12 protein-coding genes are annotated in these 16,625 nt (G+C 61.1%); 8 read left to right on the forward strand and 4 right to left on the reverse strand.

Annotation, left to right across the window (positions count from 1 at the left end; genetic code table 11):
• From DXC67_RS10565 to DXC67_RS02270, 3 genes are all read right to left on the reverse strand, one after another.
• On the reverse strand, positions 1–134 hold a 134-nt coding region (locus tag DXC67_RS10565; RefSeq protein WP_369831356.1), incomplete at its 3' end, for a DUF4428 domain-containing protein.
• Between the two features lie 348 nt (positions 135–482).
• Positions 483–1,994 (reverse strand): nucleoside hydrolase-like domain-containing protein, encoded by a 1,512-nt coding sequence (locus tag DXC67_RS02265; RefSeq protein WP_117637192.1) that lies wholly within the window; start codon positions 1,992–1,994, stop codon positions 483–485.
• A 266-nt stretch (positions 1,995–2,260) separates the two neighbouring features.
• The gene (locus tag DXC67_RS02270) at positions 2,261–3,598 is read right to left on the reverse strand and encodes a prolyl oligopeptidase family serine peptidase (RefSeq protein ID WP_117637193.1); all 1,338 of its coding nucleotides are present in this window, start codon (positions 3,596–3,598) and stop codon (positions 2,261–2,263) included.
• Positions 3,599–4,088: 490 nt separating this feature from the next.
• On the opposite strand from DXC67_RS02270, the gene DXC67_RS02275 reads away from it, so the two are divergent.
• From DXC67_RS02275 to DXC67_RS02305, 7 genes are all read left to right on the forward strand, one after another.
• The gene (locus DXC67_RS02275; RefSeq protein WP_117637194.1) at positions 4,089–5,516 is read left to right on the forward strand and encodes a PTS transporter subunit EIIC; all 1,428 of its coding nucleotides are present in this window, start codon (positions 4,089–4,091) and stop codon (positions 5,514–5,516) included.
• Positions 5,517–5,723: 207 nt separating this feature from the next.
• On the forward strand, positions 5,724–7,037 hold the full coding sequence (locus DXC67_RS02280) for a DUF4038 domain-containing protein (RefSeq protein ID WP_117637213.1): 1,314 nt from the start codon (positions 5,724–5,726) through the stop codon (positions 7,035–7,037).
• 315 nt (positions 7,038–7,352) lie between these two features.
• Positions 7,353–8,897 carry a helix-turn-helix transcriptional regulator gene (locus tag DXC67_RS02285; RefSeq protein WP_158564946.1) on the forward strand — a complete coding sequence of 515 codons (1,545 nt, stop codon included), beginning with the start codon at positions 7,353–7,355 and terminating at the stop codon, positions 8,895–8,897.
• Positions 8,898–9,042: 145 nt separating this feature from the next.
• Entirely contained in the window at positions 9,043–9,492 is a 450-nt protein-coding gene (locus DXC67_RS02290) for a hypothetical protein (protein ID WP_117637196.1), read from the forward strand.
• A 20-nt stretch (positions 9,493–9,512) separates the two neighbouring features.
• Positions 9,513–11,075, forward strand: coding sequence for a zinc ribbon domain-containing protein (locus tag DXC67_RS02295; RefSeq protein WP_147327736.1), 1,563 nt, complete (start codon positions 9,513–9,515; stop codon positions 11,073–11,075).
• Between the two features lie 76 nt (positions 11,076–11,151).
• The gene (locus DXC67_RS02300; RefSeq protein ID WP_117637198.1) at positions 11,152–11,889 is read left to right on the forward strand and encodes a hypothetical protein; all 738 of its coding nucleotides are present in this window, start codon (positions 11,152–11,154) and stop codon (positions 11,887–11,889) included.
• A 35-nt stretch (positions 11,890–11,924) separates the two neighbouring features.
• On the forward strand, positions 11,925–12,611 hold the full coding sequence (locus DXC67_RS02305; protein WP_117637199.1) for a hypothetical protein: 687 nt from the start codon (positions 11,925–11,927) through the stop codon (positions 12,609–12,611).
• A gap of 81 nt (positions 12,612–12,692) precedes the next feature.
• Here DXC67_RS02305 and mgtA read toward each other — a convergent pair whose 3' ends face one another.
• Positions 12,693–15,461, reverse strand: a complete 2,769-nt coding sequence (gene mgtA / locus DXC67_RS02310; protein ID WP_117637200.1) for a magnesium-translocating P-type ATPase — start codon at positions 15,459–15,461, stop codon at positions 12,693–12,695.
• Between the two features lie 437 nt (positions 15,462–15,898).
• On the opposite strand from mgtA, the gene pyrE reads away from it, so the two are divergent.
• Positions 15,899–16,582 (forward strand): orotate phosphoribosyltransferase, encoded by a 684-nt coding sequence (gene pyrE / locus DXC67_RS02315; RefSeq protein WP_006236284.1) that lies wholly within the window; start codon positions 15,899–15,901, stop codon positions 16,580–16,582.
• Positions 16,583–16,625 lie beyond the last annotated feature (43 nt).

Genomic DNA, 16,625 nt, shown 5'->3' on the forward strand with positions numbered 1-16,625 from the left:
AAGTAGGGGGAGAGCTTGCCGGCGCACTCTTTGCACAGGTAGCCTTCATTGATTTTTGTCTTACCTAGAAGTCCCAGCTCGGTACCGCAAATCGCGCACTCTTTCTTCTCGAACATCTTGTCAAAGAAGCCCATGGCTGCCTCCCATCAACTGGTAGCGTGTGTCACTTTTGATGATGGGGGAGTGCGCGATCTTTCACGATACCCAGACGGCTCAACGAGTCTCCACAACTGGGACACATGGCCCATTTTTCCTACTCATTGGGGACGTACTTAAATGAGTGAAACTACTCATTTAAGTACGTCCCCAATGAGTGCTCGCAGAACGAGAGTGGATAATCTCCCATTTTTGGCCTGCTTGTGGGCTCAAAGTGGGGGATTATCCACTCTCGTCATTTGGGTGTCCAAAAATCCTCGCTCGTTTGGCGCCTGGGGGCACTCTTTGTCGAATGCGGCGGCTGCCGAATGTGGGCGCCGTCCTTGCTATGCCACGGTTACGGCGACCTGGGCGTAGCGGCTGCAGGGGCGCTCGGCGCGCGTCTGCACGGTAAGGGTGAGCACAAGGCGGTCGCCGGGCCGCGCGTCGGCGGGCACGATGAAAGCGGTGTCTACCGTGCATTCTTGCCACAGCGACAGATCCTGGGCGCCTGCATAGCTCGACGGGTCCACGGCGACATCCCAATGTACATCGAAGCCCTTGCCGTCGGGGTCGACGATGGTCGCTGTAAGGTCGACGCGCTCGCCGGCTGTGGCGCTGCGGTCGGCCGTGGCCTCGACAACATGTGCCGGATGCGAGCAGGCTGCCGGATCATGGGCACACCATTGCGCGCGGGCGGCAAAGTCTTCCTGATAGGCACGCAGATAGGGATTGAGATTGTCGTCTGCGGGCGTGCCGATGGAGGCAAAACCGGCGGGCGCGCTCGCATCGGGGTGTCCATCAAGAAACATGCGGCCCAGCAGCGTATCGAAGTCGCGGTCGTCGATGCCGCGCAGGCCAAACGGCAGCAGTGGAATATAGGTCATGCTGTCGCCTTCGGCCATGAAGTCGCCGCGCTCAAACTGCACCGCGGGCATGCCTTCCAGGCCCCAATCCAGGCGGGCATGCTTGCCAAACTGAAAGCGCTCGGGTTCGTTTTCGTAGACCTTACCATCGCCATAGAGCATATAGCGTGCCATGAGGGGGCCGTTGCCCTGCGTGAGATTCTGCTCGGGCCAGGGAGCCTTAAACAGCGGCAGCGTATCGGGCTGAGCTGTTTTGGCGTCGAAATAGTTGCCATACATATAGGGCGTACGCCAAAAGATGAGCTCGGGAAAGAGCTCGCGCCCATGGTCGAGCCACGAGTTGTCCTGTCCCACGCCATCGGCAACGCCCATCACGCGCACCTTCTGATAGACCTGCTGCTGCACGGCGGGCCACTCGGGCGTGGCGCGATAGCGCTCGGCAATACTCATGAGGGCGCGAACGATCGTATTCATACCACCCCAGCTGAGCAACCATAACGTACGCGGATCATCATCCAGAATCGCCTGCGCAATTACGCGAGACCCCTCAGTTTCCTCAGTCACATCACCCTCAAAGGCAACATTTCCCACAAACGTACGCTCGATCATCTGGGCAGGCGTGGGAAACGGCGGTTCACCGGCGGCGTCCGCATTTGCCTGCAACTGCGGCCAAGCCTGGGCATATTCATTACTCCAGAGACTCTCAATCCAATGCTCGGGAAACGGCCGATACTCACGAAGCTCGCCGGCTAGCGGATCGGGCTCATGAGGCACAACAGCCCACTCATAAGAGCGCCGCCCTTTGGTCCGCCAATGCGAATTCACCTCGCCGAGCGTATGAACCCCATCCCCAAGAAAGTGATACTGCGAAGCCGTATACACCACAGCCTGAACATCAAGCAAGTTGAGATACAGAGCCAAATGAACAAGCGAGTTCATATCGTCGACTTCCATATCGGTAGTAACAATCACCCGAGTCAACTTCTGGGACATAGGAACAGCTCCAATCAAAATCAATTCAGCCAGTTACGCGCAAGGCAAGACGGGACCCACGCCCCCATCGCCCGCGACCCGGCGGCCCGCCGGAAGCGGCCGACCAGCGTTTCGAACAACGTTAACTTAGGGGGCTCTGACCTTTAGTTTTGTAAACATTCCGCAGCGCGAGCCCCGCTTATCCGATGCTCCGAAGGAGCAGGATAAGCGGGGCTCATGCGCGAGGACGTTTACAAAACTAAAGGTCAGAGCCCCCGATGGGATGGTTACCTCGAAACCCTGGCCGACCACTCCCAGCAGCCCACCGGCTCGCCGTCGATGAGTACGTTGCCCCCGTCGAAGTCTTGATAACACAGGTCGTTGAATTGGTGGATCCACACGCCGTGGTTGAACGTCTTCTTGGCCGAGCCGTCGGCCTCGCGATACACGCCGGTCAGGTCCTCGACATGGCTAAAGTAGGTGAGGTGCACGTTGGCGCCGGCATCGCGCAGGCGCGCCGTGAGCGGCAGCACGGTCTGTTGCGGTGACACGAGCTCGTCGCCCTTGGAGTGCGTAAACCACAGCGGCGTCTTGGCGAGCGCGGCCACGTCCTCGTCCGTGGCGTTGTACCACGGGGCGCAGCAGGGAAGGCCCGCGGCGAAGAAATCGGGGTAGTCGGCGCACAGGCGCAGGGTCATAAAGCCGCCGTTGGAAAGACCAGCGACCACGATGCGGTCGGTGTCGATGCGGTCGGCATGCTCGGCGACAAACTCATCGATAAGTGCCTTGAGCACGGGGGAGTAGATGCTCTGGTTGGAGTGACCAAGCTGCTCGACGCCGTTGTCCATCCAAAACGTGGGCGACTGCGGTACGAGCACCCAGGCAAAGCCGCCAAAGTAGCGCTGGATCTGCGCCTGGCTGATGGCCGTCACGCGGTTGCCGATATAGGCGCGCGTGGCGCCTTCGCCCTGCGTGGCGCCCTTGCCCTCGCCGGCGCCGTGCAGATACACCACGAGCGGTGCCTTTTGGGGCACGGCCGTGGCCTCGGGCGCAAAGGGGTTGAAGCATGCCGAGTCCTCGGCCTTAAAGCTGGGCTCAAAGAAGCCGTATTCGAGCGCGATACCGTCGACGGCGGTCTTTTGCGTGTCGTTGCTCCAGCCTTTGAGCGCAGGGCAGATATCGCCACGGCAGGTGTCGAAGACCAGGCCGCAGGTGGGATCGTCGCCGTCGTTGCCGGGAAGAGCCGCGAGCTGCGTGATGTGCAACTGGTCATCGAGCATGCGCGAGCCCATGACGCCGCCTTCGATCTTTTTGGTCAGGCGCTGCTCGGCGACCTCGAGCGCCACATGGGTGCCCACGGCGAGCTTACGTCCGTTCTCGTCGCACGGATATGCGGCGAGAATGTCGATGTAACCCACGGAGGGCGCGGCATGGTCGGCGCCGCGTTCCTTGCGCATCAGAACATCGCCCGAGCGCTCGTGACGCTCTACATATATATGGAAGGTGTTCGCGTCGATGTCGTTGGCGCGCACGGTGCAGGGCAGGTCGAGTACGACCTTGCTGATCCAGGGGCCAAAGTCGCCCAAGGTGGTGACGGTTGCGTAGGTACACAATTTGAGTTCCATGAGCTGCCTCCCTTGCGCCGCGAATGCCTGGCATCTGCGGCAATACAAACTAAACATGTTTAGTGTAATCTAGAATTGAAGAATAACCAGATGAACTCGGTAAACGGCAAAATTGAACACGTCGTGAACTACTAAACGTATGTTTACTAGCTTCTAGCAGGGATTCTGTTGATGAGTTAACAGATCAGTGAGGTGTTCATCAAAATAAAATCCCACGTAAATGGCTATATATCAATAGAGGGTCAAAGAGACCATCTCCCGCCATTCAAATACGTTCACCCCCGATTTCCTACCGTTCACCGGACTGTAGACGGCAAAATTGCCATAAATTCGGCGCTCCGTGTAAACTAAAGCTCGTAAACGTTCAGTAAACACCTTGTTTACAAAAGCGTATCCAAGGGTCCGGCAACCGTAAGGGGTTATAGTCGCCGGGCCAAAGGCGTGCCTAAGCCCAAGGGGGCTGGCACACGAAGATATGGGGAGGGGTCCCATGGCAGTAGATAACAAGCAGATTGCCACCGATGTCCTCGAGCTCGTGGGCGGTGCGGAGAATGTTTCCGTTGCCACCAACTGCATGACGCGCCTGCGTCTGACGCTCAAGGATAACAGCAAGGCCGACGTGGAGAAGATCAAGAAGGTCAAGGGTGTTCTGGGTTGCCAGTTTGCCGGCAGCCAGCTCCAGGTCATCATCGGCCAGAACGTGCCCAAGGTGCTCGCCGAGTTCGTCGCCATCTCCGGTGTCAAGCAGGGTGAGGCCGTCAACGAGAACCTCGATGCTCCCAAGGAGAAGTTCGAGCTCAAGAACCTGCCCAATATCATCCTCGACTATCTGTCGGGCTCCATGACCCAGCTCATCCCGCTGCTCATGGCCGGCGGTCTGTTCCGTACCATCGCGGCCGTCCTCGGCCCCACCATGCTCGGTGTGCTCTCGGCCGACGACCCGACCTATACGTTCCTCTACACCACGCTGTACGAGGCCACGTTCACCTTTATCCCCATCTACCTGGGTTATGCCGCGGCTAAGAAGCTCGGCGCCAGCCCGGTGCTCGGCATGCTGCTCGGTGGCGCCCTCATGGCTCCTTCCGTGGTGAGCGTCGCCACCCAGGAGGGCGGCGGCATCATCTCCGTCTACGGCATCCAGATCGCTGCTGCCAACTATCAGCAGTCCGTCCTGCCGATCATCCTTTCGGTGCCTGTCCTCTACTTCGTCGAGAAGTTCTTTAAGAAGGTCATGCCCGACGTGCTCTCCACGGTCTTCACGCCGTTCTGCACCATGATCGTCACGATCCCCATTGCCTTCATCGTCCTCGCTCCGATCGGCAACGAGATCGGTACGCTGATCGCCAACGCCCTCTTCGGCCTTGCTGACCTTGGCGGCATCGGCATCCTGATCGTCATGGCCATCCTCGGCGCCTTCTGGCAGCTCTTCGTGGTCTGCGGCATGCACATGCCCGTCATCCTGCTCGCCCAGGTTCAGATCATCGCTGCCGGTTACGATCCCTTCGTCTTCGTTTCCACCAACTGCGCTATGGCCGCTGTCTGGGGTTGCGCCTTCGGTGCCTTCCTCAAGATGAAGAACCCCGACGAGAAGTCCCTCGCCATCGGCTACGTCATCTCCGCTATCGCCGGCGGCGTCACCGAGCCCGCGCTCTTCGGTATCCTCATGCGCTTCCGTCGCACCATGTTCGGCATGTTCATCGGCGGTGCCATCGGCGCTGTGTTCTCCGGCCTCATGGGGGTTACCTACTACCTCGCAGGCGGTGCCTCCAACTTCCTGGTCTTCACCAACTACCTGCAGGGTGGCCAGATGAACACCGTCTGGGCTATCGTTGGTATGGCAATCTCCTTTGTCATCGCCGCTGCCGTCGTCTTTGTCTCCGGCTTCTCCAAGGAGGAGCTTGCCGAGATGGAGGCCTAAGGCCAAGCCATTCGGTCTAAAAAGACCCCTACACGACAGGGCCCCGTCAGGCGCAAGCCCGGCGGGGTCTTTTTTGCAAGGTAGACTGATTGGGGGCGGATGGGATTCGCCCGCGATGGTTTGCCAAGCGGCGGGGGCTTTCGCGCGGGGTTATCGCGAAAGCCCCCGGCGGTTCGCAAATCCTTTATCAAACGAAAGGACATGCAGATGAGTTTGGGAAAGCTGACCGCCAACGGTCGCCAGGACGGCTTTTTGTGCGAGGGCAAACCGTTCTTCTGGTTTGCCGATACGTGCTGGAGCGCATTTACGAGCATCGCCGAGAACGACTGGGATTACTACCTGACCCGCCGTGCCGAGCAGGGCATGAACGTGCTGCAGATCAACACGTTGCCGCAGTGGGATCGCTGCTGTCCCGACCTGGGCATTTGGCCCTATGCCAGCGAGGATGGCGTGCACTTTGATTGGTCCTGCCCCAACCAGGCGTATTGGGATCGTGCCGCCGCCATGTGCCGCGCGGCCGTCGAGCACGGCATTCGTCCGGCGCTCGTGCTCATGTGGTGCAACTACGTGCCCGGTACCTGGGGTGCCAAGATCGCCGAGCGTTGCGGTGCCGAGATTATGCCGCGTGAGGAGGTTCGCGCCCACGTTGCCCGCGTCGTCGAGAACCTGGGCGAGTTCGACCCCGTCTACGTGGTGGCGGGCGATACCGACTTTGCCGGCGACGAGGCGATCGCCTATTACGAGGACGCCCTCGACGAGGTCGTCAAGCGCGCGCCCGAGGCACTGCGCACCATGCATATCAACCGCGGTAACCGCACCATTCCGGCGCAGTATCTGGACCGTCTGGACTTTTATATGTTCCAGCCCGGCCACAACTACGAGGGCCAGCCCGAGGCATGGCGTCTGCCGCAGGACTTTATCGCCAACTATCCCAAAAAGCCGATGGTCAACTCCGAGCCTTGCTACGAGCAGATGGGTGCGTCGCGCAACGTCTACTGGCGTTTTACCGCGCAGGATTGCCGCGCGAGCGTATGGTCGTCGATTCTTGCCGGCGCCAGTGCCGGCGTGACCTATGGCGCACACGGCGTGTGGAACTGGCAAACATCGCGCAGCCAGGGTTCGGTCCTGGGCGAGGGCTTTGACATGCCCTTCCGCTGGCAAGAGTGCCTGCAGTTTGCGGGTGTGTGGGACTTTGGCGCGATCGAGCACGTGCTTGCCGCCCTAGGCGCTACGGCTGCCGACGATGCACTTGCCGTGGTTCCGGCGCAGGAGCTCCTCGACGACGCGCGCGAGTCCATCCGTGTGGCGCGCGTTGGCGATCGCATCGTCGCGTACCTGCCGCGTACCACGGCGCTCAAGTTTAAGCTCGACGGCGCGCGTGGCTGGACGGCGACGGTCCTCGACATGGAGGACAAGCGCATCGCAAAGCTGCCCGTCCGTGACAACGGTGACGGCACCGTGCGCGTGGCGCAGCATCCCTTTGAGCACGACGCGCTGGTGATCCTGGCCCCCGGGCGCTAACGGCTCTTCTCCAACATTTACAACCCAGTCCCTTTCATTAGGCTGCGACGGAATGGTTCCTGCATAACCATTCCGTCGCAGCCTTTGTCTACTCACTGGGGACGTACTTAAATGAGTGCTTAAATGAGTGGCAGTTGGGGACACTCTTTGTCGAGCTAGAGACCGCGCGCGCCCCTTCTGGGTCATGCGGCTCAAAATCGCGGCGTCATGCGGACGGCTGGGGTCGAATTTGCAACATTTCGAACTTGGCTTCGATATTGAGATTGGTTCTTTATTAAAATGGTGTTCCGGACAACAAAGCGGGTGGGGGTTACCATGAGGGACCTGGGAGACACAACCGCATATTTGCGCCGGGGCATGCGGGAGATTCTGTGCCTAGCGCTGTTCTTCTTCACGTTTTTGGCGTGCGAGTATTTCTTTGATGCGCGCATGGCCGAGTTCGTGCCATCGAGTGAGGTCGTCATCTACGAGAGCATCGTTGTCGGCGCGAGCGTGATTGGCTTTTTCGTGCGCCCATTTCTGTACTATCGCCGTCCCCAGACGATCGATGCGACGAGCGATATTACGGGCGTGCTGTTGGTATCGGCGTTGCTGCTGATGATTATGGCAATGCGGTTTGAGGTAGTAATTGCCGGCGGCCTGGTGGCGTGCTGCGCCCTGGGCTATTGCGGATCGACCGCCCATGCCAATCTTGCGCGGCGTTTTGCGCAGACGCCCTGCCTGGCGCGCACCGTGGCGGTTTCCTATGCTGTGGGCATTTTGGTGCAGGTGCTCAACCATATGGTGATGCCTGCGGGCATTCCCCAGCAGTCTGTTCTCATTGCCTGTGCGATTGCGCTGGTGGGGCTGCTTCACGGTGTCCGCCGCGCTAAATTGCGTGATGAGCCTGCGCCCGAGTTCGAGGTCGAGATTGCCGAGCTATCGGTCGATGCGTCGGAGCGTGGCGCCAGGTGGCACGATGACCCCGAGGCAAAGGCGGCCTTTCAGGGTGCCGTGGTGCGTCTGACGGTGGCGACCGCTTGCCTCACCGGCGTGTTCGCGGCCCTCAATGCCGGCCTTACGACCTCGCATGCCGCTGGCGCTATCGATCTGGGCGACTGGCCGCGCTTGCTGCTGGTTGTGAGCGCCCTTGCCGCCGGCGTCCTGTATGACCTGCGTGGGCGTTCGTATATGAATATCATCATGACGTGCGCCGCCATGCTGTCCACGCTCTCGTTCTTTGTACTTATCACCGATGGCAACGGTGGCAACACGCTTGCCGCCACGATTATCTTTTACCTTGGCACGGGCTTTTTCGTGGTGTTCTTCACCGCGAAGTTCGCCGCGATTTCGATGTATGCCCGCTGGGCGTATCTGTGGCCGTGCATGGGCCGTGTTATCAACAACGTTTGCTCGATGCTCGTGACGGCTCCGGCAGTGGCGATTATCTCGAGTCAAAACGTGCTGGCGGCAGTGAGCGTCGTGCTCGTGCTGTTTGTCGGCATCGCGATTTCGCTGTTGGGACAGTTTGGACAAGACGGTGAGGGCGAGGCGACGCGCGGCAGGCTGGCGCTTGCCACCGACGATCTTGGCGTGAGCTGTGAGCCCGGCCAGGCCGACACGGTGCCCCTGGAGGCGCCGGAGCTTTCGTTTGACGATCGGCTCGATGGCTTCGTTGCCGCCTTTGGGCTCACCAAGCGCGAGCGCGATGTTCTGGAGGCACTGGTCGTTTCGGACGACAGCGTGCAGGACGTGGCGGCGGCACTCTTCCTTTCGCGTTCCACGCTCTATCGCCACATCGCTTCGATCAACAAAAAGACCGGTGCCTCCTCGCGCGTAGCCCTCATCAACTTCTTCTGGTCCTGGACACCCCAAGACTAGCTAACCACCACAAAGGGGACAGGCACCTTTGTGGTGGTTTTTTACCTGCAAAAATATGAATATGAGACATTTGTCACCTGCCGTTTTGGTGCTCAAAGGCATATGAATGTGATGCTGAGCAGAGCAGAACGGAGGGGGTGCACCTATGGCGTCTCGGGGTTGCGCGTCTAATAAAATTGCGGGCGCGCTTATCGCCGTGGTGGTCTTTGCCGCGGCGGTGACACTCATGCGAGTTTACGTTGCCGGCGAACATGGCGCTCAGGGAAAGACTGCCGCGCAAGTGTCGCTCAACGATTGCGCTGCCGTTCCGGTGGCGGTCAAGCTTATCGAGGACGGGGAGGCGCGGACGGCCTATGAGACCGACGATGACGAACTGGTCGCATCGACTTTTGCCGCGCTCGATGGCTGCACCGTGGGGGATGCGGTGGATGAGCGGACGAGCGATGCCGGCCGAACGCTCGTCTTTGTCTATACGGATGGCTCGGAGCAATCGGTAGAACTTGAGGGCAAAAACATCGTGCTCGATAAGACGGCGTATCGACTTAACGGTGCCGATGAGTTATGGCGGCAGCTTGCCGCAATCAAAAACAGCTAACGAAATTAGGGATGTACGGGATGAGTGACTTGAGATTCTGCCCGGCGTGTGGGGCGCAGCTGCCTCGGGTCGCCGGCGTGCCGGTGCGATTTTGCCCGGGGTGCGGCGTCCGACTTGAGGGCGTTGTGGGCTACCCGGGCGCCGTGGGGGCTACAGATGGGGCGACTGCCGATGACGATGTGGACGAAGGCGGCGACCCGAGTGTGGACGCGCCGGCCGATGCGCCGGTGGAGACTGCCGGAGTCGCGTCGTCGTCTCGTGACGCGGCCACGACGGATGCGCCTCACATCGGTGACCTTGAGCTTCATGCCGCATGCGATACCTCTGGCGGCCAGGCACTCGCGCAGGTGGTGCTGCCGCGGGGCTGGCATATCGAAGAAGCGCATCTTGAGCGCAGCGGCAGTTTCGACTGCCCGATTTCGGTTGGCGTGACGGCGGCGGGTCCGATGGGTGAGCGGATTATGTACCGCTCCGAGCTCTGCTACGTGGATGCGGGCGCCGTTGCCAAGCGTATCCCCACGCAAACCGAACGCAAGGTGTTTGTGCACGTGGAGGCAGCTTGCGACGAGCTGGCTCAGGCCTGTGCAGCACGGCTGGGCGCGCGGGCAGAGGTTGTTGCCGAGCAACCGTACCCATCGAGCGCGGCGGTCGATATCGAGCGCGAGCGTGCCCGCGTAAAGCGCGAGGCGGCAAACGACTTTGCAATCCAGGGCTTTTCGATGGAACCGAGTGATGTGGTCTATGAGTGCCGCATGCGTCGATATCGGCTCACGGGCGCTCCGGTGCCCACCGAGCTCGCGGTGGCGGCCAAAGTCGAGGGCTATATGTTTTCAATCGGAGGCGTCGCGGGTTCTATGGGCAAAGGTGTTGCCGCTGGGGCCGAGGCGCTGCTGGGCGCGGGCCTTTCGAGTGGGCTGATCGGCGGTGTTTTGGGCAAGCGCCTGCGCGAGCGCAAGGCGGCGGCAGCGGCGGGACGGGGCGTCGCGCAAGAACAGCCCACGGGTCGAGGCGGTTGCCCGGACGGAGCGTCGTTCGAGCTGGGTGCGGCCGACCTGCTGCAGTGGCGTATCAGGGACAGCTTCTGTTTGGTTGCGCCAGAAGGTCGCCTGGACGAGGCGGCCTCCACGGCGCTTGCATCAATGGCGTCGACTCTGCGGCTCAATCCGGCGATTGCACGCGAGGCGTCAGCTCAAAAGCAGCAGATGGTGCTTGAGCAGCGCCAACGCACGCAGATGAACATTGCCCAGCAGCAACAGCAGTTTGCAGCCTGGCAACAGATGCATGCCTCGCAACAGGCGGCGTTCGACAGCTACCAGCAGGCGTGGTTCGATCGCAGCGACCGTCAGCACGCCGCGAATATGGCTGCCAGCGCCGCCAATTTTTCCAGCGCGGGCGTGGGGACGGGCGCCGCCTCGTATTCCGATGCCATTCGCGGGGTCAACCATTACGCCAGACCCGACGGCACCGATGTCGAGGTCTCGGTGATGGCCGACCAGGCCTGGGTCAACGGTTCGGGCGATGTGATCGGTACACGCGATGGTTTTGAACCCGGTTTTGGCTGGACGGAGCTGCCTCGTCAATAGCGTGAGGCGGCTTATGTGTGAATCGATGCCGGATGTGTTTCTCGGCATGGTGATAAAGAACGGGAAAGGAACAATGATGAGGGAGACGGTACTTTCGCGCACGGCATTTGTCGCGGCGGCGGGAACGGCGCTGCTGACGCTTGTGGGGTGCGGCGGACAGCGGACGCAGGATGCGACGGGTTTTAACGACGACCGCCCGGTAAAGGACAAGATGAACGCGGGCGTGACGTCGGACGATTCCGGCGACGCGGACAGCGGCTCGGCGGATGCGTTCGATACGTGGTCGGATGATTGCTGGGATGCGCACCGCAACATCAGCATCGCGGCGCTCCTCGAGCTTAAGGGCTGGCAGTTGCAGGAGTTTGCCTCGCAGCAGGGCTATACCTGGCAAGACGCGCTCGAGATGTACGAGGACGAGACGGGACACGTGCTCAGCGTCTGCAATATCAGCAAGGACGGTGCGACCGAATGGCTCGGCGAGGACGAAATCGGAAAGCTCGACAAGGGCGGCACCGGAAGCACCGTGATGTTCACGCTGCAACTTTCGGGCTATTCGAGCTGCGAGGATGTTATCGCGGGCTTTTCTGTGCCGGTCGAGGACCGGGCGCAGATTACTTCGGGCTCATGGATCGCGTGCGTATACGGTTCCAACATGGCGCGGCACGTTGCCATGGCAAGCCCGATGGAAAACGGTGACTACCGCTTGGATCTCATTACCGAGGAGGCTATCAAGACCGGTAGGTTTACCCAGGGCGGCGGTGCTCCGACGATAGACGAATTTTGGCAGGAAAAGACTGGACGCGCGCTCGGCTAGGTGCGACGTGGCCAATACCATAGCGAGGAACGAACATGATGAATGAAGTGACGATGAACCGTGCGGCCTTTGTGGCAGGCGCGGGTGCGTTGGCTTGTGCGCTGGCTGGCTGCTCGGGCGGATTGGGCGGCGCGGGCGGTGCCGAGAAGGCGACCACGGCGGACGCCGCCTGTGTAGACGACAACGCCAACGTGACGGTCTATGCTGCGATCAACTTGGACGGCGCCGACCTGGTGCGCCTGCTCAAGCATCAAAACTATGAGTGGCAAGGCGAGAGCGTGGGCTACGGTGCCGCCGATGACGCGGGACTTTTCGCTTTTACCTTTTCTAAGATTTCGGATGACGTGGACGAACTTGCGAACAGCGCGATACCGCTTTCGGAGTCCGAGTACGAGGAGCTTGAGCCGGGCGGCGGAGACGATAGCGTGGCGATTTTGCTCTCGGTGGGCGGCTATACGACGGGCGATCGTGCGCTCACCGGCGCAATCGGCGATGCGTCGATAGTGCAGGAGAAGTGCACAATCGACGATTCCGTGTATTGGCTGGTCAAGGCGCTCGACGGCAACCGTTACGTGATTTCGGCCTACGACACCGAAGATGATGGCGACAGCGCGCATGACATCTATATCTATAGTGAGTCTTTTATTCACACCGGTTATCTGAGTGGCGGCGACCAAATCGATATTGACGAACTCTGGAGCCGCCTGACCAATGCCTCGTAGCGCACCAAAACCACCACAAAGGGGACAGGCGCCTTTGTGGTGGTTTTGCCCTTGGGCTGTCTACTGTGGCGGCTCACCGTGCTAAAGCAGTTCACCGTGGCGGGCAATGTAGCGGTGCTTTGCCAGCTGGGTGAGCGCGATGTAGGCGGTAACGATGCCGATGAGCAGTGCGAAAAAGCTCGCGGGTAGCGTCATGAGACCGAGTGCATCGGCGATGGGGCTTGCCGGCAGCCAGGTGACGAGCGCCAGGCCCAGCACGGTGAGGGCGCACAGCGCGGGCGCGGCGTGGTCGCGCGCGCTCGGCAGGCGTGGGGAGCGCAGCATGTGGATCACGAGCGTCTGTGACCACATGGACTCGACAAACCAGCCACTCTGGAAGAGCGCCGCAAAGGCCTCCATGCCCGTGACGTTGCCCGCGGCGGCAAGCTCGGCCCAGCTCGCGCCCACGGCGGCGGGGCACACCACAAAGAAGAGCGCGGCGAAGGTCACGATGTCAAACAGCGAGCTCACGGGGCCCAGCTCGAGCATAAAGCCCTTAATGGACGCGGCGTCCCAGGCGCGCGGACGGGCGGTCCAGGCGTCGTCGACGGTGTCCCACGGCAGCGCGATGCACACGATCTCGTAGACCAGCGACAGCAGCACCAACTGCAGAGCGCTCATGGGCAAGAATGGCAAGAACAGGCTCGCGACGGTCACGGATAGCACGTTGCCAAAGTTGGAGCTTACCGTGGTCTTGAGGTACTTGAGTAGGTTGCCGTAGGTGCGGCGGCCTTCGATGATGCCGCGCTCGAGCACGCCCAGGTCTTTCTGGAGCAAGATGATGTCGGCGGATTCCTTGGCGATGTCGACGGCCGAATCGACCGAGATGCCGCAGTCGCTCGCACGCATGGCGGCGGCGTCGTTGATGCCATCGCCCATAAAGCCCACGGTGTGGCCGAGCAGCTCGCGCATGACACGCACCAGACGCGCCTTCTGCAGTGGCGAGAGCTTGGCGAAGAGGTGGGTGTTCTCGGCGCGCTCGGCAAGTTCGGCGTCATCGAGCGCATCGATCTCGGAGCCGAGCAAGACGTTGCTCGCGTCGATACCGATCTGTTCGCAGACGGTGGCGGCAACGCGGTCGTTGTCGCCGGTCAGGACCTTGACTGCCACGCCCTTGGCCTCGAGCGTGGCGACGGCGCCCGCGGCACTCGCCTTGGGCGGATCGAGGAAGGCCAAAAAGCCCATCAACACCATGTCGCATTCGTCGGCGATGCCAAACTCGCCCACGCAGCGCGGATTGGTTTTCTGCGCCACGGCAATCACGCGCAGGCCCTCGGCGTTGAGCCCGGCGACCTGCTTGCGAATCTGGGCGAGCTTATCTTCGGTAAGCGGCTGGGCGGCGCCATCGACCTCGACAAAGGAGCAGATCTCGAGCATTTCCTCGGCAGCTCCCTTGGTGACCATCTGGGTTTTACCCTGGGCGTCGGCGACAACTACGCTCAGGCGACGGCGCGAGAAATCGAAGGGCACCTCGTCGACCTTGGTATAGCGGTCGCGCAGGCTCTGACCCAGCATGGAATTGGGCGCGCCGGTCGAGGGCGTCACGTCGGCACGGTCGATGACAGCCAGGTCGATAAGGTTCTTGAGGCCAGTCTGGAAGAAGCTGTTCAAAAACGCATGGCGCAGCACGCGTGCGTCCTCGTTGCCGTCGGTGTTGAGGTAGCGCTCGAGCACGATGCGGTCTTCGGTGAGGGTGCCGGTCTTGTCGCAGCACAGGACGTCCATCGCGCCCAGGTTTTGGATTGCTGGCAGCTCCTTGACGATAACCTGGCGACGGGCGAGGTCCTTGGCGCCCTGCGACAGGCTCGTGGTCACGATGACGGGAAGCATCTGCGGCGTGATGCCCACGGCCACGCTCGTGGCGAACAACAGCGCATCGATGACGTTGCCCTTGGTGGCGGCGTTGATGGCAAAGACGGCCGGCGCCATAACGAGCATGAGGCGTACGAGCAACATGGAGACGCTCGAGACGCCGCGGTCAAACGCGCTCTTCTCGCCGCGCCCGTTGAGCATCTTGGCGATGCCGCCCAGGTAAGTGTCCGAGCCGGTGGCTACGACAAGTGCCATAGCGGTGCCGTTTTGCACGGAGGTGCCGGTAAAGACGATGTTTTTGCAGGCAGAGAGTGGCAGCGCAAAGCCGTCGGCGCCCTCGACGACGGTGATGGCAGCGGTCTTCTCGACGGCCTCGCTCTCGCCGGTGAGCGCGGACTCGATCACAAATAGGTCGCGCGCGGTGATGACGCGGGCATCGGCCGGCACCATATCTCCGGCAGAGAGGCGGATAACATCACCGGGGACGAGCTCGTCGAAGGGGATCTCGACGCGCTCACCGTCGCGCAGGGCACAGCAGGTGTTGGAGACCAGGTCCTTGAGGGCCTCGGCCGCATTGCCGCTGCGGGCTTCTTGGATAAACTTCATACCGCCCGATACCAGCAACATGATGCCGATGACGATGACCGTGGAGGGGTCACGCTGCAGCTCGGGCACGGCGAGCACGTCGATGTAGAGCGAGACCAGTGCGAGGGCGGCGAGGATGCCAGCGAAGGGATCGACGAACGCGTCGGCGATGCGGCGGGCGAGCGTCTTGGTCGGCGCTTCGATGGTGTTGGGGCCGACGGCGCTCAGGCGCTCGGCGGCGTGCTCGGCGGTGAGGCCGTTTGCCGTGGCGTCAAGCAGTACGAGAGTGTCCTCAGCACAATGGGTGGCGGCGAATATGGTGTTCTTGGACAGGCCGGCGTGGGCGGCAGGGCGCGCCGTGCGGCGGCGCTTGGAGATAGCTTCGAGTACCGTAGCGGTTTTGAGCATCAGCATAGGGTCCTCCTTGTTGAAGGGAGTTAGCGTACGTGTCGTATTTGCTTCAAAAAACCTAGATGTCGCTCACGTCAAGCTCGCGAACCGCCACAAAGGGGACAGGCACCTTTGTGGCGGTTTTGACGATCGGTTCGTGACGCTTATGCGAATACGGAATCCTCGCGGCGTGCCGAGGGCGACATGCAGGTTTTTCGACTATGACTGCCTTCCATGGCACACCTCCTTATGGACGGGCGCAGCGCGCTTTGGGTATCTCGTACCCGTTTTAATCCGCCCGTATTTTTGATGAGGGGGTTTGCCGCGTCAACCCCTTTGTTTGGAAAACCATTGCCCCTGACAAAGCCTTTACAGAATGCCGTGGCCTCAAAGCGCGCCCGCATCGACGCTTCGCCTGCGCTAAACTGGAAGGCACGTACGCGATTACGAGAGGAGCCCGCATGGAGGCTTACAAGCAAGAGTTCATCAAGTTTATGGTCGAGTCCGACGTTCTTAAGTTCGGCAGCTTTACGCTCAAGAGCGGCCGTCAATCCCCGTTCTTTATGAACGCCGGCGCTTACGTGACGGGCTACCAGCTCAAGAAGCTGGGCGAGTATTACGCCCAGGCTATCCACGATAACTTTGGCGACGACTTTGATGTGCTGTTTGGGCCGGCCTACAAGGGTATTCCGCTGGCCGTCGTGACCGCAATTGCCTACCACGAGCTGTACGGCAAGGAGGTCAAGTACTGCTGCGACCGCAAGGAGGCCAAGGACCACGGCGCCGATAAGGGCAACCTGCTGGGCTATGAGCCTCAGGACGGCGACCGCGTGGTCATGGTCGAGGACGTCACCACCAGCGGTAAGTCCATCGACGAGACCTATCCCAAGGTCAAGGCTGCTGCCGATGTCGAGATCAAGGGCCTGATCGTGTCCCTCAACCGCATGGAGGTCGGCAAGGGTGGCGTGACCACCGCGCAGAAGGAGATCGAGGCCAAGTACGGTTTCCCCGTCGCGAGCATCGTCTCCATGGCCGAGGTCGTCGAGACCCTCTACAACCACGAGATCGACGGCAAGGTTGTCATTGACGACGAGCTTAAGACCGCCATCGACGCCTACTACGAGCAGTACGGAGCCCGAGAGTAGTTACGGCGTTTTACCAAACGCCGTAACCGGCTGGGGGGGGGCG

The sequence above is a fragment of the Collinsella sp. TF07-1 genome, assembly GCF_003437235.1.
In the GTDB taxonomy this organism is placed as follows: Bacteria; Actinomycetota; Coriobacteriia; order Coriobacteriales; family Coriobacteriaceae; genus Collinsella.

Coding starts and splice junctions, on each gene's coding strand:
- DXC67_RS02305 (WP_117637199.1), top strand. CDS start 11,925: ATGATGAATGAAGTGACGATGAACCGTGCGGCCTTTGTGGCAGGCGCG.
- DXC67_RS02270 (WP_117637193.1), bottom strand. CDS start 3,598: ATGGAACTCAAATTGTGTACCTACGCAACCGTCACCACCTTGGGCGAC.
- DXC67_RS02295 (WP_147327736.1), top strand. CDS start 9,513: ATGAGTGACTTGAGATTCTGCCCGGCGTGTGGGGCGCAGCTGCCTCGG.
- pyrE (WP_006236284.1), top strand. CDS start 15,899: ATGGAGGCTTACAAGCAAGAGTTCATCAAGTTTATGGTCGAGTCCGAC.
- DXC67_RS02265 (WP_117637192.1), bottom strand. CDS start 1,994: ATGTCCCAGAAGTTGACTCGGGTGATTGTTACTACCGATATGGAAGTC.
- mgtA (WP_117637200.1), bottom strand. CDS start 15,461: ATGCTGATGCTCAAAACCGCTACGGTACTCGAAGCTATCTCCAAGCGC.
- DXC67_RS02275 (WP_117637194.1), top strand. CDS start 4,089: ATGGCAGTAGATAACAAGCAGATTGCCACCGATGTCCTCGAGCTCGTG.
- DXC67_RS02290 (WP_117637196.1), top strand. CDS start 9,043: ATGGCGTCTCGGGGTTGCGCGTCTAATAAAATTGCGGGCGCGCTTATC.
- DXC67_RS02300 (WP_117637198.1), top strand. CDS start 11,152: ATGAGGGAGACGGTACTTTCGCGCACGGCATTTGTCGCGGCGGCGGGA.
- DXC67_RS02280 (WP_117637213.1), top strand. CDS start 5,724: ATGAGTTTGGGAAAGCTGACCGCCAACGGTCGCCAGGACGGCTTTTTG.
- DXC67_RS02285 (WP_158564946.1), top strand. CDS start 7,353: ATGAGGGACCTGGGAGACACAACCGCATATTTGCGCCGGGGCATGCGG.